Source organism: Selenomonadales bacterium 4137-cl (assembly GCA_032334055.1).
In the GTDB taxonomy this organism is placed as follows: domain Bacteria; phylum Bacillota; class Negativicutes; order Sporomusales; family UBA7701; genus Anaeroselena; species Anaeroselena agilis.
Window position 1 is genome coordinate 898084 of the sequence record JAUOZS010000001.1, and the last position, 24706, is coordinate 922789.

20 protein-coding genes and 1 other annotated feature are annotated in these 24706 nt (G+C 59.9%); of the genes, 16 read left to right on the forward strand and 4 right to left on the reverse strand.

Annotation, left to right across the window (positions count from 1 at the left end):
* The first annotated feature begins 51 nt into the window (after positions 1 to 51).
* The 8 genes from Q4T40_04645 to tdh all read left to right on the forward strand — a co-directional run bounded on the left by Q4T40_04645 (position 52) and on the right by tdh (position 13795).
* Positions 52 to 3189: a PD-(D/E)XK nuclease family protein gene (locus tag Q4T40_04645; GenBank protein MDT8900526.1), complete on the forward strand. Its 3138-nt coding sequence runs from the start codon at positions 52 to 54 to the stop codon at positions 3187 to 3189.
* Positions 3182 to 6658 carry a UvrD-helicase domain-containing protein gene (locus Q4T40_04650; protein ID MDT8900527.1) on the forward strand — a complete coding sequence of 1159 codons (3477 nt, stop codon included), beginning with the start codon at positions 3182 to 3184 and terminating at the stop codon, positions 6656 to 6658. The genes Q4T40_04645 and Q4T40_04650 overlap by 8 nt, the downstream gene beginning before the upstream one ends.
* A gap of 453 nt (positions 6659 to 7111) precedes the next feature.
* A complete protein-coding gene (locus Q4T40_04655) occupies positions 7112 to 8803 on the forward strand; it encodes a sigma 54-interacting transcriptional regulator (GenBank protein ID MDT8900528.1) in 1692 nt (563 codons plus the stop codon).
* A gap of 237 nt (positions 8804 to 9040) precedes the next feature.
* Complete coding sequence (locus Q4T40_04660; GenBank protein MDT8900529.1) at positions 9041 to 9787, forward strand: glucose 1-dehydrogenase; 747 nt, start codon at positions 9041 to 9043, stop codon at positions 9785 to 9787.
* 36 nt (positions 9788 to 9823) lie between these two features.
* The gene (locus Q4T40_04665; GenBank protein MDT8900530.1) at positions 9824 to 10852 is read left to right on the forward strand and encodes a TRAP transporter substrate-binding protein; all 1029 of its coding nucleotides are present in this window, start codon (positions 9824 to 9826) and stop codon (positions 10850 to 10852) included.
* A gap of 73 nt (positions 10853 to 10925) precedes the next feature.
* Positions 10926 to 11414: a TRAP transporter small permease gene (locus Q4T40_04670; GenBank protein ID MDT8900531.1), complete on the forward strand. Its 489-nt coding sequence runs from the start codon at positions 10926 to 10928 to the stop codon at positions 11412 to 11414.
* Between the two features lie 15 nt (positions 11415 to 11429).
* Positions 11430 to 12716, forward strand: coding sequence for a TRAP transporter large permease (locus tag Q4T40_04675; GenBank protein ID MDT8900532.1), 1287 nt, complete (start codon positions 11430 to 11432; stop codon positions 12714 to 12716).
* A 41-nt stretch (positions 12717 to 12757) separates the two neighbouring features.
* Positions 12758 to 13795 (forward strand): L-threonine 3-dehydrogenase, encoded by a 1038-nt coding sequence (gene tdh, locus Q4T40_04680; GenBank protein MDT8900533.1) that lies wholly within the window; start codon positions 12758 to 12760, stop codon positions 13793 to 13795.
* 182 nt (positions 13796 to 13977) lie between these two features.
* On the opposite strand, the gene Q4T40_04685 is transcribed toward tdh, so the two are convergent.
* Positions 13978 to 14649: a metal-dependent hydrolase gene (locus Q4T40_04685; protein ID MDT8900534.1), complete on the reverse strand. Its 672-nt coding sequence runs from the start codon at positions 14647 to 14649 to the stop codon at positions 13978 to 13980.
* Between the two features lie 217 nt (positions 14650 to 14866).
* On the opposite strand from Q4T40_04685, the gene moaA reads away from it, so the two are divergent.
* The 7 genes from moaA (at position 14867) to Q4T40_04720 (ending at position 20038) form a co-directional block, all read left to right on the forward strand.
* Complete coding sequence (moaA, locus tag Q4T40_04690) at positions 14867 to 15847, forward strand: GTP 3',8-cyclase MoaA (GenBank protein MDT8900535.1); 981 nt, start codon at positions 14867 to 14869, stop codon at positions 15845 to 15847.
* A 112-nt stretch (positions 15848 to 15959) separates the two neighbouring features.
* Positions 15960 to 16205, forward strand: a complete 246-nt coding sequence (locus Q4T40_04695; protein ID MDT8900536.1) for a MoaD/ThiS family protein — start codon at positions 15960 to 15962, stop codon at positions 16203 to 16205.
* Between the two features lie 21 nt (positions 16206 to 16226).
* Positions 16227 to 16709 (forward strand): cyclic pyranopterin monophosphate synthase MoaC, encoded by a 483-nt coding sequence (moaC, locus tag Q4T40_04700; GenBank protein ID MDT8900537.1) that lies wholly within the window; start codon positions 16227 to 16229, stop codon positions 16707 to 16709.
* A gap of 10 nt (positions 16710 to 16719) precedes the next feature.
* Entirely contained in the window at positions 16720 to 17163 is a 444-nt protein-coding gene (locus tag Q4T40_04705) for an MOSC domain-containing protein (protein ID MDT8900538.1), read from the forward strand.
* The gene (locus Q4T40_04710) at positions 17156 to 17656 is read left to right on the forward strand and encodes a MogA/MoaB family molybdenum cofactor biosynthesis protein (GenBank protein ID MDT8900539.1); all 501 of its coding nucleotides are present in this window, start codon (positions 17156 to 17158) and stop codon (positions 17654 to 17656) included. Before Q4T40_04705 ends, Q4T40_04710 begins: the two co-directional genes overlap by 8 nt.
* Positions 17657 to 17724: 68 nt before the next feature.
* Positions 17725 to 17975, forward strand: a binding site (T-box leader).
* Between the two features lie 189 nt (positions 17976 to 18164).
* On the forward strand, positions 18165 to 19181 hold the full coding sequence (gene aroF, locus Q4T40_04715) for a 3-deoxy-7-phosphoheptulonate synthase (protein MDT8900540.1): 1017 nt from the start codon (positions 18165 to 18167) through the stop codon (positions 19179 to 19181).
* Complete coding sequence (locus tag Q4T40_04720) at positions 19178 to 20038, forward strand: prephenate dehydrogenase/arogenate dehydrogenase family protein (GenBank protein MDT8900541.1); 861 nt, start codon at positions 19178 to 19180, stop codon at positions 20036 to 20038. The genes aroF and Q4T40_04720 overlap by 4 nt, the downstream gene beginning before the upstream one ends.
* Here Q4T40_04720 and Q4T40_04725 read toward each other — a convergent pair.
* Positions 20022 to 21635 (reverse strand): GDSL-type esterase/lipase family protein, encoded by a 1614-nt coding sequence (locus tag Q4T40_04725; GenBank protein ID MDT8900542.1) that lies wholly within the window; start codon positions 21633 to 21635, stop codon positions 20022 to 20024. The genes Q4T40_04720 and Q4T40_04725 overlap by 17 nt on opposite strands.
* A gap of 89 nt (positions 21636 to 21724) precedes the next feature.
* Here Q4T40_04725 and Q4T40_04730 point away from each other — a divergent pair, with 89 nt between their 5' ends.
* Positions 21725 to 22894, forward strand: coding sequence for an MFS transporter (locus Q4T40_04730; protein MDT8900543.1), 1170 nt, complete (start codon positions 21725 to 21727; stop codon positions 22892 to 22894).
* A gap of 60 nt (positions 22895 to 22954) precedes the next feature.
* Here Q4T40_04730 and hydG read toward each other — a convergent pair whose 3' ends face one another.
* A complete protein-coding gene (gene hydG / locus Q4T40_04735) occupies positions 22955 to 24388 on the reverse strand; it encodes a [FeFe] hydrogenase H-cluster radical SAM maturase HydG (GenBank protein ID MDT8900544.1) in 1434 nt (477 codons plus the stop codon).
* Positions 24378 to 24656, reverse strand: coding sequence for an iron-only hydrogenase system regulator (locus Q4T40_04740; GenBank protein MDT8900545.1), 279 nt, complete (start codon positions 24654 to 24656; stop codon positions 24378 to 24380). Before Q4T40_04740 ends, hydG begins: the two co-directional genes overlap by 11 nt.
* Positions 24657 to 24706: the final 50 nt, after the last annotated feature.

Genomic DNA, 24706 nt, shown 5'->3' on the forward strand with positions numbered 1-24706 from the left:
TATGGCGGCGCCTGCGCCAATATATATGACAACTACTTCGGGAGGGCCGTCATGCACACACTCTACTGCACCCCGCTGGGCGAAACGATGCGGGACGAGTTCGTCGCCGAACTGGCCGGGGCCGTTGAACAGGGGCGCGGCCATGAGCATGCTTTTCTCCTGCCCAGCGCTCACCTGCTCGGCGCCGTCCGCCGCGAACTGCGGGTCCGCGGCCCGGTCAGCTATGAGCAGCCCGGCCTGCTGGCCTTCGACGATCTTGTCGGCGAAATCGCCGCCCTTGCCGGGTACCCTCACCGCCTGATGGACAGGATGACCCAGGAAATCGTTGTGGCCGATATCCTCGACAGCCTGAACAAAAGGCAGGCGCTGCCCTATTTCAGCGCCATTTCCACCTTCCCCGGCTATATCAGCACGGTCACCAGCCTCCTGGCCGAGATCAAGCGCACGGCCGCCCCGCCCGAAGAATTCCCCGTGGGCGCCAGCGGCAGCCAGGCCAAGGACGCCGAGGTCCACGCCATCTATGCGGCGTACCAGGGCGTGCTGGCGACGCGTAAACTGGCCGACCTCGAAGAAATGTACTTCCTGGCGATACAGGCCCTGGCAGAAGGGGTGACTCTACCGTACCGGAAGGTATTTATAAGCGAATTCTATATCCTAACTCCGCTGCAGCTCGCTCTGGTCAAAGAGCTTAAGCGGGTGGCGGCGGTAGACATCGGCATCGTTTACGAGCCTAACCGGCCGGAAGTGTTCGCCGCCGTCGAACAGACCTACACCGACCTCGTCGGGATGGGGTTCGCGCCCGTCCACGTCGCTGCCAGGCGGCGGACGGCTGTCGAACACGCCCACATCCGCCGCAACCTGTTCGCGGCCAAACCGGCGACAATCGATGCGGCTCCCGGCCTCGCCGTCGTCAGCAGCCCTACCCGGACGAAGGAGATGGCGGTGACCGCCGCCCGTATCAAAAAACTGCTGCTGTCCGGCGATTGCCGTCCGGCGGAGATCGCCGTCGTCGTCCGCGACACCTCCGCGTGGGCCGATTTTCAAGACATATGCGGCGATTTCGGCCTGCCGGTCAGCCTGGCCCGCGAGGAACGGTTGGTCGACCAGCCGCCGGCCCGCCTGCTGGTGAACGCCCTAACCGCCAAAACCGACGGTGGCGCCCGCGCCACCGTCCTCAACCTGATCAAGTCGCCGCTGGTCGCCGACGCTCTCGGCATCGACGCCGACGCCGTCGAGCAGGCCGCGCTGAGCAAGGTCATCCGTTCCTGGCGGGACTGGTTCGGCGTCTTCAAAGGCGAAAACTCACCTGAAAACCTAAATGAATCACGTAAGAGCTTCGACACTCTCGGCCGCCTGGTAACGAGCCTGCCCCGGCAGGGGACGTGCGCGGCGTTCGCGGCCGCGCTGAAAACCGTCCTCGACACCCTCCGCATCCCGACGACTCTGGGGGAAGCCTACAAGACCGGCCGTCTGCCCCTGCCCGTGCTTCAGGCCGGTCTGCTGGCATGGCAAAAATGCGGCGAAACCCTTGACGCCGTAACGGAAGGCTTCGCATTCGCCGGACAGGCCGACAAACTGCTTCCGGCCGCCGAATTTCTGCGGTTCTTCCGTCAGGCGCTCGCGGGACAGTCGATCAGGCTTGAGGGCCACAACGACCAGGCGGTGCAGGTGGTAAGCCCGGCCGGAGTGCGGGGCGTCACTTTCCGGGCCGTATTCATCCTCGGCCTGACCGACGGCGAATTCCCCTTGCGGGAACGCGAAAACTGGCTGTACGACGACCGCGAACGGGCCGAAATGGCCGCCCTCGGGCTGACCCTGACCACCGCGTCGTTCCGGCGGGCGGAGGAGGATTTCTATTTCGCCATCGCCGTCGCTCTCGCCGGTGAAACGCTAACCCTCAGCGGCCGCGAGGACGCCGAGACGCTGCTCTCCCCTTATGTGGCCGAGGTTGTGCGCCTGTTCGCGCCGGCAACGGTCATCGCCGAAAAGTACAGTGCCGTCGAGTTCTTTCCCGCCGCTTATGACGGGGTTTTCTCGGCCCGCGAACTGGCCGGCAAGGCCCTCCTCGACACCGGAGACTACGCCGGGCCCGAAGCGTGCGCCGCCGCCGCTTACGTTCTCGCCACCCTCACCGACGACGACTTCGTCCGGCGGGTGGCGGTCGAGAAGGACCGCGGCCGCGGCTGTGATCCTTACGGCGGCTTTGTCGGCAATGATGGCGGGGGACACGGGCCGTCCGTGTTCAGCATCACCGCCCTCGAGGAATACGCCCAGTGCCCGTTCCGCTACTTCGCCACCCGCAGCCTGAAGCTCAGGGAGTGGGAGGAAAAGGAGGAGGAGGCCGGCTACGACGTTATCGGCAACATCTATCACGAAGTGCTGGCGGCCTTCCTCCGCGCCCATCGCGGCGAAACCCTCGACGCCGCCAAAAGCGAAGATTACCGCGAAGAACTGGCCGTCGCCCTGGATGACGTCTGCCGCCGTCTCGCGGAGGGCGACAAATCCTTTAACACCAAGGCCTGGGATTACCGGCGACGCCGTCTCGAAGCGACGCTCCGCCGCTGGCTGGACTTTGAAATCGCCGAGCAGAACGGCGACGGCCTCGCTTTTACCCCCGCCTTCCTCGAATGGGGTTTTGGCCTGCCGTTGGCGGAAGGGATGGACGCTGCCTCGGTGTCCGAGCCGCTGGAGATTGTCGTCGGCGACCGGCAATTGAGGATCGTCGGCAAAATCGACCGTATCGACGCGGCTGGCGACAAACTGGCGGTCACGGACTATAAACGCAAATCCACACCCCGCTTCCGCGACCTGGCGGCCGGCACCGACCTGCAGGCCGCCCTCTACATCATGGCGGCCGAGCGGTTCCTGTGCCCGGCCGGCGGCGAAGTGGCCGGCGGGGGTTACTACTCGGTGGAGAATGCCAGGAAGGAAGGCGGCATGTGGCGGGCCGAACTCGCGGGCGATATCGGTCACCGCGCCGCCAAAGACGCCGGCAACCTCGCTGCCGCCGACTGGGATGCCCTGCAGGCGGAATTGCGGCGTCTGGCCGGGGAATACTGCGCCGGCATCCGCAGAGGGGAATTCCCGGTGCGGCCGGCGTTGGATTGCCCGCCCTATTGCGTCGCCCGCTCCATGTGCCGTTACCGGCCTGAAGACGGACGTCCGGCGGGAGGTGAGACCAATGGCTGAATTCACCTCCGCCCAGCAAGCCGCCATCCAGGCCTTGGATGCCAACGTAGCCGTTTCGGCGGGCGCCGGGGCCGGCAAGACCCGCGTTCTTGTCGAACGCTACCTCAACATCCTCGCCCGCGACCAGGCCGCATGCGACGGAATCCTGGCCATCACCTTTACCAACAAGGCGGCCAAGGAAATGAAGGAACGGATTCGCAAACGGGCGTCGGAGCTGGCTGCGGCCGCCGACGGCGAGGAAGGCCGCCGGTGGCGCGCGGTGCTCGGCGAACTGGAGTATGCCCCCATCGGTACCTTTCACAGCTTCTGCGCCCGCGTGCTGCGCGAAAACCCCGTCGAAGCGGCGCTCGACCCCAACTTTGCAGTGCTTGACGAAGCGGAAACAGCCCTCCTGACCGAAAAGGCGCTGGCCGAAGTATTCACCGCCGCGCTGGCCGAGGGCGCTCCCTGGCTCGACAACCTCCTCCTCACCTACGACAAGGCGCTCCTGACCGCCGTCGTGCCCGACCTCTATGATAAAATTGCCGCCGCCGGCCTGCTCGGCGACGAACTATCCGAACGGCTGGCCGCTCCCTATCGACAGGCGGTCGACGCCGCCGCCGCTCTCAAAGAAGACCTTGCGGGGCTGTGCGGCGAGCTCATCGCCTATAAAGACAACCTCAAGAAGACAGGCGCCCAATTCGCCCGCGTCGACAGGCTCGCCCGCGACTGGCAAAAGGTTGCGGCCGCCATCGCCGCCGCCGACGGGAGCGCCGACGCCGCTACCGTGCTGCGCGATTACCTCGATTGTCTCGACCGCCGCTCCGGCGACCGGGACATCGTCGCCGCCATCAGGGAGACGCTCGGGCGTCTCCGTCAGGTCCCCTGCGACCGGGCCGCCCTCAGCCTCATCCCCGATCTCTGCCGCCTGCTCACCGAGCTTGACGCAGTCCTGGCCGCGCACAAGCGAGAGCAGCGGGTACTCACCTTCACCGACCTGGAAACCCGCACCGCCGACCTCCTTAAGGGATGTCCCGGAGTCAGACAGAGGTACCTAAGCCGCATCCGCTACATCATGGTGGACGAATTCCAGGACACCAACGACCTGCAGCGCCAGATCGTCTACCTCGTGGCCGGCGGCGATGCCGAAAAACTGCAGGGCCGCAAACTGTTCGTCGTCGGCGACCCCAAGCAGTCCATTTACCGTTTCCGCGGCGCCGACGTGGCCGTCTTCGCCCGTGTTCGCGACGACATTGCGGCCCGCGGCGGCGAAATCCTCGACCTCGACGTCAACTTCCGCTCCATGGACAGCCTGCTGACCCTCTTCAACGAGTGCTTTGCCGCCGTCATGGGTACGGCCGAGGATGCCGTCCCCTTCCAGCCGCTGGGGGCGTTTCGCAGCGAATGCCGGTCGGTGGGAGGCGCGGCCGAGTTTATTGTCGTCGCCGCTGACGGCGAAACCGGGGACCCGCGGAAAGAAGAGGCTGCAGCCGTGGCGCGGCGGATCGGCGCGATGGTGGCCGGCTGCGAGCCGCTCGTCGACAGGGACGCCGTACCGCGGCCGGTGAGCTACGGCGATATTGCCGTCCTCTTCCGCACCGTCACCGATCTTGACACCTACGCCGCCGCGCTGCAGACCGCCGGCATCCCGTATTACGTCGTCGGCGGCCGGGGCTTCTATCACCGTCAGGAAATCATCGACATCCTCAACCTCCTGCAGGTGATCGACAACCGCGGCAACGAAACGGCGCTCGCCGGGGTGCTGAGATCACCCCTCTTCCTGCTCTCAGACGACGCCCTGCTGGCGCTGAAGAAGGGTGGCGGGAGCTTATGGCAGGGGCTTGAGCGCCACGCCGACATTGCCGGGTTGCCGGAAGAGCAGCGCCAGGCCGCCGCGCGCGCCTGGCGGGTTATCGCCGGTCTCCGCGACCTGCGAGGGGCGGTGGGGGTTTCCCGGCTCATCCGCCTCGCGTTGGATCAGACCGGCTACCTGAATTTCGTGCTAACCCAATTCATGGGCCAGCAGAAATACGCCAACCTTCTCAAGCTCGCGGCGGTGGCCGACGCCTTCGAGAGCAAAGGGGCCGCCACGCTCGGCGAATTCCTGCGCTACGTCGCCAAGCTGGTCGCCGGCGAGGTCCACGAAAGCGAAGCCCAGGTCGAGAGCGAAGGCGGCGATACCGTTAAACTGATGACCATTCACAAGGCCAAAGGATTAGAGTACCCCGTCGTCTTCATCCCCGATCTCCAGCGCCGTTTCCGCGACGAGACCGGCCCCCTCATTTTCAGCGCGGAGAAGGGACTGGGCCTGAAGGTCCCGGGCGACGGCGGCGAACTCGTCGCCGCCTCCGTTTATGCTGAGGTCGCCTCTTGCGAGAAGAAACTATCCCTGCTTGAGCTCAAACGGGTGCTTTACGTGGCTTTCACCCGCGCCAAGGATTACCTTGTCCTGTCGGCCGCCGGCGGCAAGGTGACCGTCGGCAAGGACTTCACCGCGCTCGGCACGTGGCTGGGATGGCTCGGCAAGGTCTATAGCTTCGACAATCTGGCTGCCCTCCCCGGGCGACTGGCGGTCGACAAGGCCCCCATCCTCGTCAGCGTTGGCCAAACGCTGTCGCCGCCGCTCTGCCCCGTCACAGGCGGAGACACAGAAGCAAGCGTAGCCGCAGGCTGGATCGAGGAGCTTGCCGGGCGCATCGCCGCCCTGCCGCCCGTCCGTCCCGAACCCGTTTTCACCGTCAGCGCCATCGGCAAATTCCGGCAATGCCCCCGCTCCTTCTTTTACGGCTTCATCGCCGCCCTGCCGGAACCGGCGGTCGAAGCGCCGTTCAGAGCCGATCCCGCCAGGCCGCCGGGGCGCATCATCGGCGATGTCCTTCACCGCTCCCTGGAGCTGGCTGATCCGCGCCTGCCGGCCGACGAATGGCTGGCCAGAGCGGCGGCGGAAAAGGCGCCAATCCGTTGGCGCCAGGCGGCGATGGCCGAAGTTCGGCCGTTGCTGGCTCGCTACACCGCCAGCGACCTTTTCCGGGAAATAGCCGCATGCTCCGTGCGGCGGGAGTGGCAGTTCGCCTTTCGGCTCCCCGACCACGACGGGCGCGAATCCTACCCCTTCACGGGCCGCGTCGACTGCTTGCTCGATTACCGGGACGGCAGTTTCGGCATCGTCGATTACAAAACCGACAGAGTCACCGCCCGTGAGGCGCACGATAAAGCCGAAGAATACGCCCCCCAGCTCGCGCTCTACGCCATGGCGGCCGAAGCCGCCGGGCAGGGGACCGTGCGAAACGCCAGGCTCCATTTCCTGCGGCCCGGCGTAACCGTGGCGGTGCCGGTGGACGAGGCGTCGCGGGCAGCGGCTGCTGCCGCACTGGCGGTGGCGTGCCGCCACATCAGCGGCGGCGAACGTGAGGAAGACTACCCTGCCGACACCTCCTGGTGTCTCCGCTGCGGCTATCGTGTACTGTGCAGCGCCTGCCTCCCGGAGTAGGGAGGGAAAAGATAAACCCCGCCGTTAGCACGGCGGGGTTTATGATGCTATTTCAAAGAGTTCAATTCTCCTGCGGCGATTGCGCTGAAGCGGTGTTTTCTTCATGCCACTTCTCACAGGCGGTCCAATTTTCGCAGCCGGGTCCGAGGCAGAAGGCGTTGCAGTCGTACATCAAAAACACCCTCCTTTCACTTCTTGCTTAAATTATAACAGCGCTTCTTAATAAAATCAATAAAAAACATAAAGTTAAATTAATAACTTAGTAATTGTTACGTTAATAACTTACTAATAGTTCAATTGTTACGTTATTAACTTACTTTGATGCAAGACAATGATAAATTTGTAACATTCTGTGATTGCGGCGGAAAGCGTTAACGGCTTGACGTTGAAGAAAATCTCCTGCTAAAGTATAATTTTTACAGGTGACTGACGCCACTGGCAGGGGGTGCTTAGATGAGTGAAAAAAGCGATATAATAGCCAGCATTATCGACGCGCTGACGGACCCGGTTCTATTTGTGAACACCCGGAGAGATATTTCCTTCGCCAATACAGCCGCCTATAAGCTTTTCAACGGTTATCCGCCGGCCGCGGCCACCCCTGAAATGAGAAAACTGTTGTCTGGCGGGCTGGAAAGTGGCCTGCGTAATACCGCTGTCATTATGGGAAAAGAATATACAGTAACCGTTGCAGCCCTTGAAACAGCCGGGGAATCACTTGGAGCTATTGTGGTGCTGCGGGAAATGACCGACATCCGGTCACTGGAAGCTGAGTTGAAAGAGGCGCGCAATTCATGCCGCGAACTGGATATGATTATCAAATCCAGTTATGACGGTATATTTGTCATTGACGGAAGCGGCATCGCTATAAAATACAACGAATCGTATTGTCGGATCACGGGCCTGGATGCGGCTGAAATGATGGGCCTGCATATGAGAGAGATTGTAAAAAGAAAATATTTTTCGGAAACGGTCGGACTGAAAGTTTTGGAGACTCGCTCCGTCGCGACCACTATGCCGACGCTGTCAAGCGGGAAGAAAGTGCTTATCACCGGGTCGCCGGTGTTTGACGAAAACGGCGAATTAATCAGGATCGTTGCCAACGTTCGCGATATTACCGAACTAATCAGCCTGAAATCGCAGATGGAGGAAGCCAAAGAGCTGGCGGAAAGATACTATTCGGAAATACTGCATCTGCGCGGGCAGCAATCTGAAGTGGACGGGTTTATTTTCGAAAGTCCCAAAATGAAGTCTATTTTATCTACAGCCGTAAAAGTGGCTCATACCAATGCCACCGTTTTGATCACGGGCGATTCCGGGGTCGGCAAGGAAGTGCTGGCCCGCATTATTCATAATAACAGCGAGTATAAAGACGGTCCGTTTGTAAAGATTAACTGCGGCGCAATACCGGAAACCTTGTTGGAAAGCGAACTCTTCGGTTATGAAAAGGGCGCTTTTACCAGCGCGGCCAGTACCGGAAAACCGGGGCTTTTTGAGGTTGCGACCCAGGGGACGGTTTTTCTGGATGAAATCGGCGAGATACCCTTGGCGTTGCAGGCTAAATTACTTGGAGTATTGCAGGATATGAAGTTCACCAAAGTCGGCGGAGTTAAGCCGATCGAAATGAAGTCCAGAGTAATTACTGCGACCAACCGGGACCTGGCGGACATGATCGGTAAGGGACAGTTTCGCAAGGACTTGTTTTACAGGTTAAATGTTGTGCCGCTGCCGGTACCGCCTCTCTCCGACAGACGCAGTGATATTTTCCCGTTGGCCAGGCATTTTTTAACGAAATTCAACGCAAAATACAACACGAATAAAACATTGTCAACGCAAGTTATTGCCGCTTTTGAAGAATATGACTGGCCAGGTAATGTCCGCGAGATGGAAAACCTTCTTGAACAATTGGTGGTGTTGGCGCCAACCGGTCAACTTACGTTGGATATGCTACCTGAGGAGAAGTTCGCACCGCGAGCGAAAAACCACTTTTCGGAAGGTAAAAGACTGGGTGAAATCCTGAATGATGTGGAGCGTAATCTGTTTAGGCGGCTTTTGGACAAGGGGTACAGCACTTACAAAATTGCCAGGGAACTTGGAATTAGCCAGCCGACAGTGGTAAGGAAAATAAACAGGCTGGGCCTTAATTAAGATGCAATAATGAATCGCGATGCAATTATGTATCATGCCGATAAATTAACTGAATATTAGAAAGATAAAGACTTGTTGCGAGGGCCTTTGATGCATTTTTGCATTGGCCCTCTTTTTAGTTGGAGTGAAAATACCTTGATAAGTCAGGGCTCGTTGGCATTTAGGCCGTTGGCACAATAGTTGCGTTATAATAGCGCGGAACGGAACCGCAATCGTAACACAGTTGGAGGGATGAAGTTGCTGAAGGATAAAGTGGCGGTGATTACAGGCGCGGGGCAAGGAATCGGCAGGGCGATAGCACTGCAATTTGCCCGGCAAGGCGCCCGCGTAGCGGTGTGTGATCTAAATTCCGACAACGCCGCCGCGGTTGCGCGAGAGATTACCGATACCGGTGCCGAGGCTATAGCCGTCAAGGTGGATGTTACCAACGAAGAACAGGTACTGGAAATGGTGGCGGAGTGCATGCTCCATTTTTCCCGGATTGACATTTTGGTTAATAATGCCGGGATTATCCAGACAGGACCGTTTTTGAAGATCAGCGCCGAAGCGTGGGATAAAGTAATGGCGGTCAACCTTAGGGGCGTGTTCAGTTGCTGTAAGGCCGTATTTCCGGTTATGCAAAGGCAAAACGGCGGCAGGATTATCAATATCGCCTCGATTGCCGGCAAGAGAGGCGGCGGGATACTGGGGAATTCGTGCTACGCCGCGTCCAAAGGAGGAGTAATTGCCTTTACCAAGGGCATTGCCAGGGAAGGTGGTCCCTACAACATCAATGTCAACGCAATTACGCCCGGCTATACAGATACCGAAATGACCAGTTCGCTTACGCTTAAGCAGCGGGACGCCGTTTTGCAGATGGTGCCGCTGGGTAGGGCGGGAAAACCCGAAGACGTTGCGGCGGCGGCTTGCTACCTGGCCTCCGATTACGCGGCGTTTATCACCGGCGAGATTATGGATGTCGACGGCGGACTGATGATGGACTAGCGGCTTGGAATCAAAAAATAAGAGGGGGTTTTACACGTGTCGAAGAGATTGATTACCCTGGTGGTCAGTATCGTCTTGGTTTTCGGCTTAGCCCTAAGCGGCTGCAGCCGGCCGGCGGAAAAAGCGCCCGCCGGCAAGCCCATCGCCATCAAACTGACCCACATCAGCGCTCCCGGCTCCAGTTGGCAAAAAGGCGCCGAAAAGTTTGCCGAGCTGGTCGCCAAGAAAACCAACAACAAAGTCAAGGTCGACATCTATCCTTCCGGATCACTGTCTGGCGGCAATACCCGCACCATGCTCGAGCAGCTCCAAACAGGGGCGGTCGACATGACCATCCACTCCACAATTATTTACTCAGGCTTTGATAACAAATTCTCGGTGTTCAGCCTGCCGTTTCTCTTCCCGGACCGGGGAATAGGGTATAAGGCGGTGGATGGGCCGCTGGGCAATGAGATGCTCGCTCAGTGCGAAAAAATCGGTATCAAGGGCTTGGCTTATTGGGAAAGCGGTTTTCGCGAGTTGACCAACAACAAGCGGCCCATCAGCAAGCCGGAAGATGTCGCCGGCCTGAAAATCCGCATACCGGAAATCAAGCTCTTCATCTCTTCCTTCCGGGCCCTCAAAGCCGACCCGACGGTCATGACTTTCGGCGAAGTTTTTACCGCTCTGCAGCAGGGCACGATCGACGGTCAGGAAAACCCGGCCACCATCATCCATTCATCGAAGCTGTATGAAGTCCAGAAATACTGCACGCTATGGGACTATGTGTGGGACCCGCTGATTATCGCCGTCAACAAGAAGTTCTATGACAATTTGCCTGCCGACATTCAGAAGGCGCTTAAGGAAGCGGCCGTCGAAGCCGGCGCCTATCAGCGCCAGGTCGTTGTGGACGAAGAAAAAGCGTTATTCGCCGATATGGAAAAGCGGGGCATGAAAATAACCAATTTGACCAAGGAAGAAAAGCTGGCCTTCGTCAAAGCAATGGCGCCAGTGTATGACGAATATCGCGGCATTCTCGGCAAGGACTTTGTTGACAAATGGGTGAAAGCGACCCAGGGGAAATAGCCTCAGCCGGGAAGACGGTTTCCGTCTTCCCGGCCTTTATCGAAGGATCGTCGGAAAGAGGTGAAACAAGCAAGTGCAAGCCTTCATGGACAAAGTTGCCAAGGCGGAGTATATTCTGCTGGCGGTTATGATAGCGCTGATGGCGATTATAAACTTCCTGCAGGTGGTATTTCGTTATCTGTTGCACGGGTCGTTGCCATGGTCCGAGGAAACGCTGCGGTTCCTGTTTATCTGGGCGACGTTTATCGGCGCCAGCATCGGCGTTCGCAAGGGAGCTCACCTTGGCCTGACTTTTGTTATTGGATTTTTACCGCCAAAATTGAAAACTGCGGTCGCGTTTATCACTTACGGCTTATGCCTGGTTTTTGCCGGAATAATTGCGTATCTCGGTTTTCAGGTGGTGGTGATGCAGATCGAATTCAACGTTCGTTCGTCCGCCATGGGTATTCCGATGTGGTGGCCCAGCCTCGCTATTCCTGTCTCCTTTATTCTGATGATTTTGCATATCGTAAACTTGGCTAGAGGTCATCAGGATAAAGAACAAGTCCGCATAGAGAACTAGAGAGGGGGGGCTGCAATGGACGTTGCGGCGATTATATTTGCGGTCTTTACGCTGCTGCTGCTGCTGGGGGTACCCATTTCTTTCACACTTGGAATTGCATCAATGGTTGCCTTATGGTTCGGCACCCGGGTGCCGATGGAAAACATTCCGCAGATGATGTTTGCGGCCAGCGATTCCTTTACGCTGCTGGCAATACCATTTTTTATCCTGGCCGGAATTCTTATGGAAAAGAGTGGCATTTCCGGACGACTGGTGAATCTGGCTAACAGAATGTGCGGGTCCTCGATTGGCGGTTTAGCCACGGTCAGCGTAGTGGCCAGCATGTTTTTTGCCGCTATTTCCGGATCAGGCCCCGCTACCGTCGCAGCGCTGGGGAGCATTCTCATTCCGGCGATGATCGCCGCAGGCTATGACGAGGGCTTTGCCTCCGCCATCATGGCTACATCGGGCGGTATCGGCGTCATCATCCCGCCCAGCATTGCCTTCATCGTCTATGCCGTCGTCGCCAACGCTTCGGTAAGCAAGCTTTTTATGGCCGGAGTTTTGCCGGGTTTCGTCGTAGGAGCAGCTTTGATCGTTGCCGGATATGTAATTTCCCGCAAGAGAGGCTACCGCGGGGCGGAAGTGGCGACCGCCGCCGAAAAATGGCAGGCGGCCAAAGATGCTTTTTGGGGAGTGATGACACCGGTAATTATCCTCGGAGGCATTTACGGCGGTATTTTTACTCCTACCGAGGCGGCCGGTATCGCCGTAATCTATGCCTTTATCATCGGGGTGTTCGTCCACCGGGAATTAAAGCTGGGCGACTTGCCCCGGATTCTCGTCGATACCGGCGTTTCGTCGGCGGTTGTCATGCTGATAGTATCTTCCGCAGCCGTTTTTTCCTGGCTGCTGGCCAATCAAAACATACCGGCGCTGGCTGCCGAGTGGTTCTTGGCAATATCCCGCGACCCGATTGTTATTCTGCTCCTGATAAATATACTGCTGCTTATCGCCGGCTGTTTCCTGGACGCAATTTCCGCCATGATGATCCTCGTGCCTATCCTGGTGCCGGTGGTTACTGCTCTTGGCGTGGATATCACCCACTTCGGAATAATTATGACCGTCAACCTGGCGATAGGCATGGTAACTCCTCCGGTGGGAGTAAACCTCTATGTCGCCTGCAGCATCGCCAAAATCAGTATTGAAAAGATATCGAAAGCGGTGGTGCCTTTGCTGGCTGCCGCGATTGTAGCCTTGATGATGATCAGTTATATTCCCTGGCTTTCTCTGGCTCTGCCGGCCTATCTCGGTCTGAAATAACCTGACAGGGAACGAGTTCTCGCGAAAAGGTGATGATGAATATGGGTGACATGCTGGCGCTCGTCAAAACCTCCCCGACAGTGGCTGAGCTTGTTAACGTGCCTATTCCGGAATGCGGCCCCGAGGACGTGCTGGTGAGGGTAAGGGCGGCGGCTCTGTGCGGTACCGATCTGCATATCTTCGCCTGGAATGCATGGGCCCAGGGGGCCGGCATCAAACTGCCGTTTATCATGGGGCACGAGTTCTGCGGCGATGTCGCAGCGGTCGGCTCCGCCGTGAAAACCGTAAGCATCGGTGACAAGGTCTCCGGCGAGACACATGTCCCGTGCGGGTACTGCTATCAATGCCTGAACGGCGAGCAGCATATCTGCAACAATCTCAGGTTGTTCGGCGTCCACCGCAACGGCTGCTTCGCCGAATACGCCGTTATTCCGGCTGTTTGCGCCAAACCGATTCCGCCTGCGATTACATATGAAACAGGGTCAGTCATGGAGCCTCTCGGCACAGCTTTGCGGGCGATAGTGGAAACTAATGCCGCCGGAACGAACGTAGTTGTCCTGGGGTGTGGGCCGATCGGCTTGTTCGCTGTCGCTTCGGCCGCATGTTTGGGCGCGGCCGGCATCATCGCCGCCGATATCAGCGACGCCCGGCTGAAAATTGCCGCCCAAATGGGCGCCGGCCGGACGATTAATCCGACGAACGACGACCTTGCCGAGGCGGTATTGCGGGCGACCAACGGCTATGGCGCCGATATCGTCATCGACGCCTCCGGCAGCGTGGCAGCAGTAAAGCAATCGTTCAGCTATTTGCGGAAAGGCGGCAAGATCGCTCTCATCGGTTTGCCCGACAAGCCTATCGAACTCGAACTGGGTAAAGAGGTCGTTTTTAAGGAAGCCAAAATTATAGGAATCCACGGACGTAAGATGTTTGAAACCTGGACACAGATGGAGAATTTGCTTTCAACCGGAAAACTGCTTGTTGCGCCGGCCATAACCCATGCGCTTCCCTTATCCCGCTGGCGGGAAGGAATAGAACTTGCGCAAAGCGGTCAGGCGTGCAAGGTAATATTTAATCTTTAATCAGTGTATGGGTGAAGGCGAGAACTTCCACTACCCCTCCGGAAGACTCCTGCCTTCATTCGAGGCACTTTAGGTCCCGTAAGGGACCGTTCTTTTTTTGCTATGCCTGTCCGGCGACGATGTTGCGCGGCGGACAACAGAACACCCCGGCAACTTGCTGCGCCGGGGCGTTTTTGCCTGCTCTACTCGAGATTCAGTGCTTCGCCCGGCTTAACGACCAGCACCGGGACGTCCAGGCGCGTTTCCACGGCCCGTTTGAATTCTAGCGGGTCCTGGGCGATAAGCGGCCAGGTATTGTAATGCATCGGCACGACGAAACGCGGTTTGAGCAGGGCGACTGCCTCGACGGCGTCCGCCGGTCCCATAGTGAAGTTGTCGCCGATCGGCAGCAGGGCGTAGTCGATCTTCTCCAGTTTGCCAAGCAGTGCCATATCGCCGAACAGCGCGGTATCGCCCGCATGGTACACGGTCGTGCCGCCGATATTGACGATGAAGCCGCAGGCGTGGCCGCCGGGTACGCCTGCTCCGTGGAAGGCGAGCGTCAGGCGGACGTAGCCGAAGTCGAAGGCATGCTTGCCCCCGAGGTGCATGGCGTGCGTCTTGCAGCCTTCCCCGCCGCATAATCCGGCCATTTCGGCGGTAGATACGACGGTTGCCCCCGCGCGTTTGGCGATTCTCACCGTATCGCCGAGGTGGTCGGCATGGCCGTGGGAGGGCAGGATGTAATGGCAGTCGATATCGTCCGCCCCGGCGGCTGCGCAGGGGTTGCCAGACAGGAACGGATCGAAGACGAGCGACGTCCGGCCGTCGGAAAGCAGAAAACAGGCATGACCGAGATATTTAAGGGTTTTCATCGCAAAACCTCCTCAAGAATAGTTTTCTCCATTAATCTTGCAAATAATATCCAGTAATAGTATTATCGCTCCGCGGGGAAAAAACCTTTCGCGCCGCCGCGTATGTTTTGCATGGAGAGTTTTTGGCCGGTCGCTGCGGCAGGTTATCCGGCCGGAACGGCGAATACTGTTACCTACAGCCCCGAGCCAAGGGAGATAATGGGGAGGAGGCGTGGCGATGAACGACGGCCATAACCGGGCGATTCATTACCTCAGGGTATCGGTCACCGACCGCTGCAACTTCCGCTGTGCCTATTGCATGCCGCCGCGGGGGGTGAAATGGCTGCCCCGCGCTGAAATCCTTACCTACGAAGAACTGCTGCGCCTCATTGCCGTATTCAGCCGCGAAGGCATAAGAAACGTGCGGCTTACGGGCGGCGAGCCGCTCGTGCGTAAGGGAATAGTCGGCTTTGTCGCCGCCGTGAAGGGACTGGGAATGATCGAAGACCTGTCGCTGACGACCAACGGCAGCCTGTTGCCTCAGTACGCCGTCGCGCTTAAAGCTGCCGGCCTCGACAGGGTCAACATCAGTCTCGACACCGTGGACCCGGCCGGCTTCGCGAAAGTAACCCGCTGCGGCTGCGTCAAGGACACCCTGCTGGGAATAACGAGCGCGCTTGAGGCGGGCCTTGCGCCCGTCAAAATAAACGTCGTTCTGACCGACGCGCTGAGCATAACCGATCTGGCCTTCTTCATCGACCAGGTTAAGCGTTACCCGATCGCCGTGCGCTTCATCGAGCGCATGCCGCTAGGCGGCCAGGACGACCCTGACTCCGGCCCCGACATCGCCGCCGTCAAACGGCTGCTGGAAGAAGCCGGGCACGGGCGGCTAGAGCCGGCGGACACCAAGGGCAACGGTCCGGCCCGCTACTGGCGACTTCCCGAGTCGCAGGGCACCTTCGGCTTCATCACACCCATTTCAGAGCATTTCTGCGGCGCCTGCAACCGTCTCAGACTGACGGCCGACGGCCGGCTTCGTCCCTGTCTCCTGAGCGACCGGGAAATCGACATCAGGACGCCACTGCGAGCCGGCGCCAGCGACGCAGACCTTGCCGCCCTGTTTGCCGCCGCTGTCCGCGCCAAGCCCCAGGGGCACTCCCTTTGCCGCACGAGCGGCTATATTGGATTCGGGCGCCAAATGTCGCAGATCGGCGGGTGAGAGGCTAATAGCAAAAATTGGAAAAAAATTGGCAGGAGTTTGACCGAACTGCCCGAATAATATACGTAGCCTTGTAAGGACTGAACGCATTCAGGGAAGGTGTGGGGCAGGTTTGGTTATCGAAGTGCGCTTATACGCCTCGCTCAGGCGCTACCGGCCGGAGGGCTCGGATACCGGCATGGTGGCTGTCGACGTGCCGGACGGTATTTCTCTGGGCGAACTTCTCTCCGAGTTGGAGATTGACACTGACGAGATAAAACTGGCGGCAGTCAACGGCAATGACAGTAGTCCTGCAAAGGTGCTGTCCGACGGCGACCGGGTGGAGCTGTTCCCCCGGGATTTTGCCGCCAAAGCCTGATCCGCCGGGGAAGGGGCCGAAGTGGAATTAACCCATTTCAATCAATCTGGGCGGGCGAGAATGGTGGACGTTTCGGTCAAGAACGACACCAGGCGCGAGGCGGTGGCCGAAGGCCGGATCAGGATGCAGCCCGCCACGCTCGCGCTCATAAAGGCGGGGGCGGTCGGCAAAGGCGATGTCCTGGGTGTGGCCCAGGTAGCCGGCATAATGGCGGCCAAGCAAACCTGGCAGCTTATCCCGATGTGCCACCCCCTGCTACTGACGGGGGTCGACATCGGCTTCGCAATCGACGAAGCGGCCAGCGCGATCGATATCGTCGCCACGGTAAGGACAACCGGCAAAACCGGTGTGGAGATGGAAGCTTTAACGGCCGTAACCGTCGCTGCCCTGGCCATTTACGATATGGCCAAGGCGGTTGACAAGGGCATGGTCGTCGAATACGTCCGTTTGACCGCCAAATCCGGCGGCAAGAGCGGCGATTACGTGCGGAACGACCGCGACTAGGGGGACAAAAGTGCAAGGAACAATCATCGCAGTTTGTACAAGCGCCAGCAAAGGCGAGCGCAAAACCAACGTCGGCCGCGGCAATCTGTTGCCGGGGCTGGGGCTGGAAGGCGACGCCCACGCCGGCTTCGCCCACCGCCAGATCAGCCTGCTGGCAATGGAAAGCATCGACAAGATGCGCCAGGCCGGGCTTGACGTAGGGCCGGGCGACTTCGCCGAAAACTTCACCACCAAGGGCATTTCCCTCGTCTCACTGCCGGTCGGCACCCGCCTGAAGATCGGCGACGCGCTCCTGGAGATAAGCCAGATCGGCAAAGAATGCCACACCCGTTGCGCCATATACTACCAGGCAGGCGACTGCGTAATGCCCAAGGAAGGCATTTTTGCGACCGTCCTGACCGGCGGACCGGTAGCGGTCGGCGACACTCTCAAGGTGGTGACGGATAATGTTTAGCATCGGTATAATCACCGCCAGCGACAAAGGCTCCCGCGGCGAACGCGAGGATGTCAGCGGGCGGACCATCGCAACCATGCTGGCCGGCATCGGCGAAGTAAAGCACTACGTCGTCGTGCCCGACGAGCGTGAGGCTCTGAGCGGCGAAATCATCAATATGGCGGACGCACTGGCGATCGACCTCATCCTGACCACCGGCGGCACCGGCCTGAGCCCGCGGGACGTCACGCCTGAGGCCACCCTGGCCGTGGTCGACCGCCTGGTGCCGGGTATTCCCGAAGCCATGCGGGCCAAATCGCTGGAAGTGACCTCCCGGGCTATGCTGTCGCGGGCGGTGGCCGGTATTCGCGGCCGCACGCTCATCATCAACCTCCCTGGCAGCCCCAAGGGGGTAAAAGAATGCCTGGAGGTAGTCCTGCCCGCCCTGGAGCACGGGTTGGCGATCATGAAAGGCGAAGCCGGCGAATGCGGCGGGCCGGCGCCGGCAAAATAACATCGCCTTCAAAATTATGACTTGACATAGCCAAACTACTTTTGCTATAGTAAGCATCAACAGCACATCGAAATGCGATGAGCGGGAGAAGTAAGCCAGAAGCGTTTTCCAGAGAGCCGGGGGGTGGTGCGACCCGGCAGACGCGCTGACCGAAATACACCCGCGAGCAGCAGGTTGAAAGCCGCGTGCGAGTAGACCGGGCCGGAGCGCCACCGTTAACACAGGCTAGGGTATCGGACGTCAGTCCCGTACCTGAAAAGAGCGGCTTGCCACAAGCAAGCAGGGTGGTACCACGGGTAGATAATAACCCGTCCCTGATTTCAGGGGCGGGATTTTTATATTCTACGGCTGCCTCAGAAGTCCATCTGCGGCGTTGCTCCTCGGCTGCTTGCTCGGCGTACGCAACCAAGTACGCTGTCGCAGCGCAGCCTCCGGTGCGCCTTGCATCTGGAGCTTCTGAGACAGCCTAAGCCAAGACAAAGTCAATTTAACGGGGAGGAACACTATCATGATCATCGTAATGCAGCCCCACGCCAGCGAAGCCGAAATCAACCGCGTCGTCGAGAAAATAACCGGCCTCGGCCTCAAAGTCCATCTTTCGGAGGGGCGCTACCGCACCATCATCGGCGTCATCGGCGACAAGAAAATCATCAACGGACTCCCGGTTGAAGTCCTTCCGGGGGTTGAAAAGGTGGTCTCCGTAACCGAAAGCTACAAACTTGTCGGCCGCGAATTCAAGCACGAGGACAGCGTCATCGACGTCGGCGGCGTGCCCGTGGGCGGCGACGGTCTCGTGGTCATGGCCGGTCCGTGCGCCGTCGAAAGCCGTGAACAGCTCCTGGAATCGGCGGAGGCCGTCAAGGCTGGCGGCGCCCAGTTCCTGCGCGGCGGGGCCTATAAGCCGCGCACGTCGCCCTACTCCTTCCAGGGCCTTGAGGAAAAAGGCCTGGAGATGCTTGCCGAAGCCCGCGAGAAAACCGGCCTGAAAATCGTCACCGAAGTCGTCGACATCCAGTCAGTGCCGGTAGTCTGCGCATACGCCGACGTAGTGCAGGTCGGCGCCCGGAACATGCAGAACTTCCAGCTTCTCAAAGCGGTGGGCAAAGCCGGCAAACCCGTCCTCCTCAAGCGCGGCATAGCCGCCACCATCAACGAATGGCTCAACGCCGCCGAATACGTCATGAACGAGGGCAACTACAGCGTCATCATGTGCGAGCGCGGCATCCGCACCTTCGAGAACTTCACCCGCAACACCCTCGACCTCAGCGCCGTCGCCGCCGTAAAAAGCGTCAGCCACCTGCCGGTGATCGTCGACCCCAGTCACGGCACCGGGGTGTGGAAGCTCGTCCGGCCGATGTCCAGAGCCGCAGTTGCCGCCGGGGCCGACGGGTTGATGATCGAGGTTCACCCCAACCCGGCCGAAGCCCTGTCCGACGGCAAACAGTCGCTCACCCCGGAAAACTTCGCCGGATTGATGCGGGAAGTTGCGGGTATCGCCAACCTCATGGGCCGGAGGATGGCATGAAAAACCCGCGGATCACCATCATCGGCGTCGGCCTCATCGGCGGCTCGCTGGGCCTGGCTCTCAAAGCGGCCGGCCTCGACGTCACCGGCGTCGACAGCGACCGGGGCAGCCTCGACATCGCCGTCCGGCGAGGCTCCGTCGACCGGGCCACGACCGACCTGGCGGACGGGGTCGCTCAGGCCGACGTGGTTTTTCTCTGCACCCCCGTGCTGCAAATCCCCGCGGTCGTCGCCCGGATCGCTCCCCATCTCAGAGAAGGGGCCATCATCACCGACGTCGGCAGTACCAAACGGTTCATCGGCGAAAAAATAACCCGCCTGCTGCCCCGGGGAGTCCACTATGTAGGCGGACACCCCATGGCCGGACGGGAGAAAAGCGGCATCGCAGCCGCCGACATCAACCTTTTCCGCGACAAACGCTATATCTTCACCCCCGCCGCCGCCACACCGCCGGCAGCGGTGTCGCTGGTCGCCGGCCTCATCCGCACCACCGGCGCCAGGGTAAGCGTCATGGACATTTCCCACCACGACGACTGCGCGGCCGTCATCAGCCACGTGCCCCACGTCGTCGCCGCAGGCCTCGTCAACCTCCTCGGCCGTTACCCCGGCGAGGAGGAAAACATCGGCGCGCTCGCCGGCGGCGGCTTCTGCGACACCACCCGCATCGCCTCTTCCAACGCTGACATGTGGGCTGACATTTGTCTAACAAACCCTGACGCCATCACCACCGGCATCGAGGAACTGCAGGCAATGCTCGACGAGGTCGTCGCCGCCATCCGGCGTGGCGACCGGGCGGCAGTTCACGCCTTCTTCGCCGCCGCCAAAGCCCGACGGGACAACATCATCGCGTCACTCTAGACCAATGGGCGTTGATGATTTGGGCGATGACCTTCTTCGCCTCGATATCGGGGTGGAGGCCGTCGACCGCGTAGTAATCGGGCAACTCCCGCCCCGCATCTGCCAGGTGGGGATCAAGATCGATATAGTAGCGCTGCTGTCTGATGAAATTATTGACGGTGTCGAACTCCTGCCGCCAGTTCGACGCCGTCTCTTCGTTGAAAACCTTCCTGATCGCCTCGGGGTTGATCGGCGGAAGGGTCAGAAAGATCGGACGGATGCTGTGCGCCAGGCATTTGGCGCGGACGGCGGCCAGGTCCTCGATGACCTTCTCGGCCGGCGTGCCGCCGCGCAGGCTGTTAGTACCGCCCATAATTATGAGGAATTTCGGCCGGAAGGGCAGTACATCGCGTTCAAACCTTTCCGCCATCGTCTCCGAGGTGTCGCCGCTGCGCCCGAGATTCACGACCGGGAAATTGAGGTAAGTCTGAAAACTGTATTCCCAGTCCCCCGGCGAATAAGAAACCGCGCCGCCGCCATGAGTGATGCTATCGCCCAAAGTTGCGGCGTAATTGCCCCTTTTTAGGTCGACGACGAAACTGCCTGCCTGGGAATAAACGCCCACCGGCTCGCCGGCCGCGTCCAGGCCCCTGACCCGCCAATAATAGGTGCCCGGGGTAACGCGGGGTTCCTCGTCGTAGCACGAAAAACCGGACACCTCTTTGCTCCAGATGCGGTGCACCGACGGCGCCGTGCCTGCCGGCAGTTCCGGCGGGGCGCTCAAAACCTCGACCTCGTAACCGACCGCCCCGACGATTGGGACCCAGGAATAGGCCGGATAGAGCGGCGTAGGGAGACCGTCGCGGTTAAAGACGGTCGTCGGCAGCGGCCGCAGCGTCTGTTCTTTGTCGTGGTCGATGAAAATTTCCTGGGCGTCCGAGAACACCCCCAAAGGGTCGCCGTCGTAATCGAGAGCTCGCACCCGCCACCAGAGGCGGCTTAACTCATATCGCGAAAAATCGGCGTTGAAGCCGTTGGTAAACACCTCGCGGGAATGGGTGAAGCGGTGCTGGGACGGTTCTATGCCTCCGGGATTTTCCGGCGGCGCGTCCAGAAATTCGATCTCGTAATACACCGCTCCCGGCACCGTAGTCCACGACAGCATCGGCTTGTCCGCGGCCGGCGCGGCTGCGGGGTAGGAGCAGGTGGCCACAGGCTTGAGGCGCTGAAAATCGACGGCTGACCGGCCTGTAAGGACGGCAAGGTCGAGAAGATCGGAGTAACCGCCCAGCGGGTGGCGGAAAAGGCCGTGAGCAGATACCCGCCAGTAGGTGCGGAAGGGGTAATTATCGTTGATCGTGAAGCTGTTGCCCCAGGTGCGGAAAGAGAAGAGGCGCTGGCCGGGCGGAGCCGGGAACCGCCCCGACGGCGGCGCCTTCAGCACCTCCACTTCGTAGTAGCCGGGGTACGGCAGCCGCTGCCAGGACAGAATATATTCGTTGGCGGCGAACGCGGCCACCAGATTGGGCCGGTAACCGCCGAGCACGACAGACGCCGCGGTCTCCGCCATGTATATCACAACAAGGGCGATGGCGATCGGCAGGACAAAGCGCTTCATAGATTGCCTCACTTTGCGTGGTTTTCGACAGGGATTGTCGGGGCTGGCACCGAACAATCATATATGTCCTAAATCAGGGAGATGATCTGTTGCTCGATCGTTCGTTGTACAGCCGCCCTTTTCTCAGCCTTGTTGCCGCCAACGGGTTCTTCTGGATGAGCGTCAACTTTTTTCTGCCGGTGCTACCAATATATTACCACAGTCTGGGCATGAACGACCATCAGATAGGACTCGCGGTCGGGGCGTTCTCCCTCGGCTCGCTGCTGTTCCGCCTCTTCTCGGGGCGGGCGGTCGACCGCTACGGCGGCCTGCCGGTAATGACCGCCGGCGTCATCCTGTCCGTGGCCGCCATCGGCAGCTACCATCTCGCCGTAACCCTCGCCGCTGCTACCGTGGCGCGTTTCCTCCACGGCGTCGGCATTTCGGGCTACAGCGCCTCCGCCCTCACCACCGTCACCATGATGCACGAAGAGCGCCGTGCCGCCGAAGCGGTGGCCTTTTACACCCTCTCCACAATGATCGGCATGGGGATCGCCGCCAGCTCCGCCAACTGGCTGTACGCAGCGGGCGGCATGCCGCTGGTCATCGGCGCAGGCGCCCTTGCGACCTCGCTTTCCCTGGTATTATTCCCGCGCCGGGTAAAGGCGAGAGCCACCGCCGCCGCCGGACAGCCCCTGCCGCTCATCAAAGTCGTCACAATACCGTCCGTACTGATATCCACCGTCAGCCTGACGGCCGTTAACATCTGCTACGCAAGTATTATGACCTTCCTGCCCCTGCTCATGCTCAGCCGGGGAATAACCGAGTTCAACTCCTATTACGTGGCCTACTCGGTCGCCGTTGTCCTGTCGCGCATGTGGATCGGCCGGCTGTGCGCCGTTTTGCGGCCCGACCGGCTCGCCTTCTACGTTCTTGCCATTCTCGGCCTTACGATGCTGGCGGCCGGGAATTTCACCGGCAGTTGGGTAGCGGCGCTTTGCGGCGCGGGTATCGGCATCGGCTACGGCCTGGCCTTTCCGGCCATGGCCACCATCATCACCGCCAACGTTCAGCCTGCCAACCGTGGCACCGCCTTCGGCTTCTACACCATGGCGGTCGACATGGGCTTTGGCATCGGCGCCATCGGCATGGGGGCGGTGGCCGAAGCCTGGGGTTATCAGGCTGTTTTCGCCGCCGCCGGCACCTACACCCTGGCCTATGCCGTCCTCTATCAGCTCTGGCTGCGGAGGAAACTGGCCGTCCCGGCCGCATCCGCATGAACACCGCAAAAGAGCCGGTTGGTTATTACCAACCGGCTCTTTTTATGCCGTTCACGCTTTCTAGAAATACAGGTCCCGTTTCCCGGCCTCGATATCCTTAAGCCGCTCGGCGGTCGCGGCGCGGATATTCTCCTGGGGAATGTCGGCGAGCGAGCTGCTGATGAGGTTTTCCCCCATCGCGCGCGTCGCTTCATCCGCGTAATCAAGCAGATACTCCTTGAAGGTGAGGAGGGCGTTGGGCAGACAGACGTTCTGAATCTCACCGCTTTTGGCCAGCGACATGAACCGGTCGCCGGTGCGGCCCTGGCGATAGCAGGCCGTGCAATAACTGGGCACGAACCCCTTGCCGCACAGCATGCGGATGATCTCGTTCGGCGACCGCTGGTCGCTGGGTTCGAATTGCTGACCGTTGTTAGGTTTACAGGCTTCGTGCTGATGATGAACCTGCTGGTAGCCGCCCACCCCCGTGCATGAGCCGGCGCTGATCTGGGAAATGCCGTAGGTGATCAGCTCGTCGCGCAGCTCCGGATCCTCGCGGGTGGACAGGATCATGCCGGTATAAGGCACCGCCAGGCGGATGATGGCGATGATCTTCTTGAAATCCTCGTCCCCCACCAAGTAGGGGAAGCTGTCGAGATTCACGCTGCCGGCGGGGCGCAGCCGCGGCACCGAAATCGTGTGGGGACCCACACCGCAGTCGCGGTCTAAATGCTCGGCGTGGAGGAACATCGCCACCGTTTCGTACTTGTAATCATACAGGCCGTACAACACGCCGATGCCCACATCGTCGATGCCGGCCTTCATCGCCCGGTCCATCGCGGTGGTATGCCAGTTGTAATCCCGCTTCGGGCCGCTGGGATGCAGCGCTGCGTAAGTCTGACGGTGGTATGTCTCCTGAAAAAGGATATAGGTGCCGATGCTGGCCTCTTTTAACTTGCGGTAATCCTCGACGGTGGTTGCGGCGATGTTGACGTTCACGCGGCGGATGCTGCCGTTGCCATCCTTGATGCTGTAAATCTCCCTGATGACGTCCGTGACATAATCGATCGGGCAGTTGACCGGGTCTTCGCCGGCTTCGACGGCCAGGCGCTTGTGGCCGAGCGATTCGAGAATCTCCACCTCTTCCTTGACCTCAGGCAGGGTAAGGCGGCGGCGGAGTTGTTCCTTGTTGCCGGTCCGGTACCCACAGTAAACGCAGTTATTGATACAGTGGCTGGAAATATACAGCGGAGCGAAGAGCACGATGCGCTTGCCGTAAATCGCCTCCTTCACCGCCGCGGCGGCGGCGAACATTTCCCGCAGCAGTTCGGGATCGGTGACCTCCAGCAGTACCGCCACCTCGCCGGCGGAAAGCCCCTTGTACCCGCCGGCCTTGGCGATGATGCGCCGGACGCCGTCTTTGTCGCCAGCCTTTGTCTTGGCCTCGGTCAAGAGCTTTTCGATGAGGGCGTCATCGATAAACGCGTCGGAAGTGCGTTCCTTTTCATCGATCATGATTCTTCTCCTCCTCCAAACTCTGGGTGGTGAGCGCCGATTTGACGGTCACGCCCGGCAGGTTGCCGAGCTTGCCGGTCAGGGCGCCCACTTCGTCGGTCGTGCCTTCGATAATCAGAGCAATAACGCCCACGTTAGCCTCGGGCTTTGGAATCCCCATGCGGCCAATGACGATATGCCCGTAGTCCGAAATCACGGTGTTAACCTTTTCCGCGACGGTTTTCGGCTCATGGATGACGATGCCGACGACGCCGATGCGTTTTGCCATCTCCATTCCTCCCCGGGGCGTAATAAAATGAAAAACCTTCTTCTGCCAAG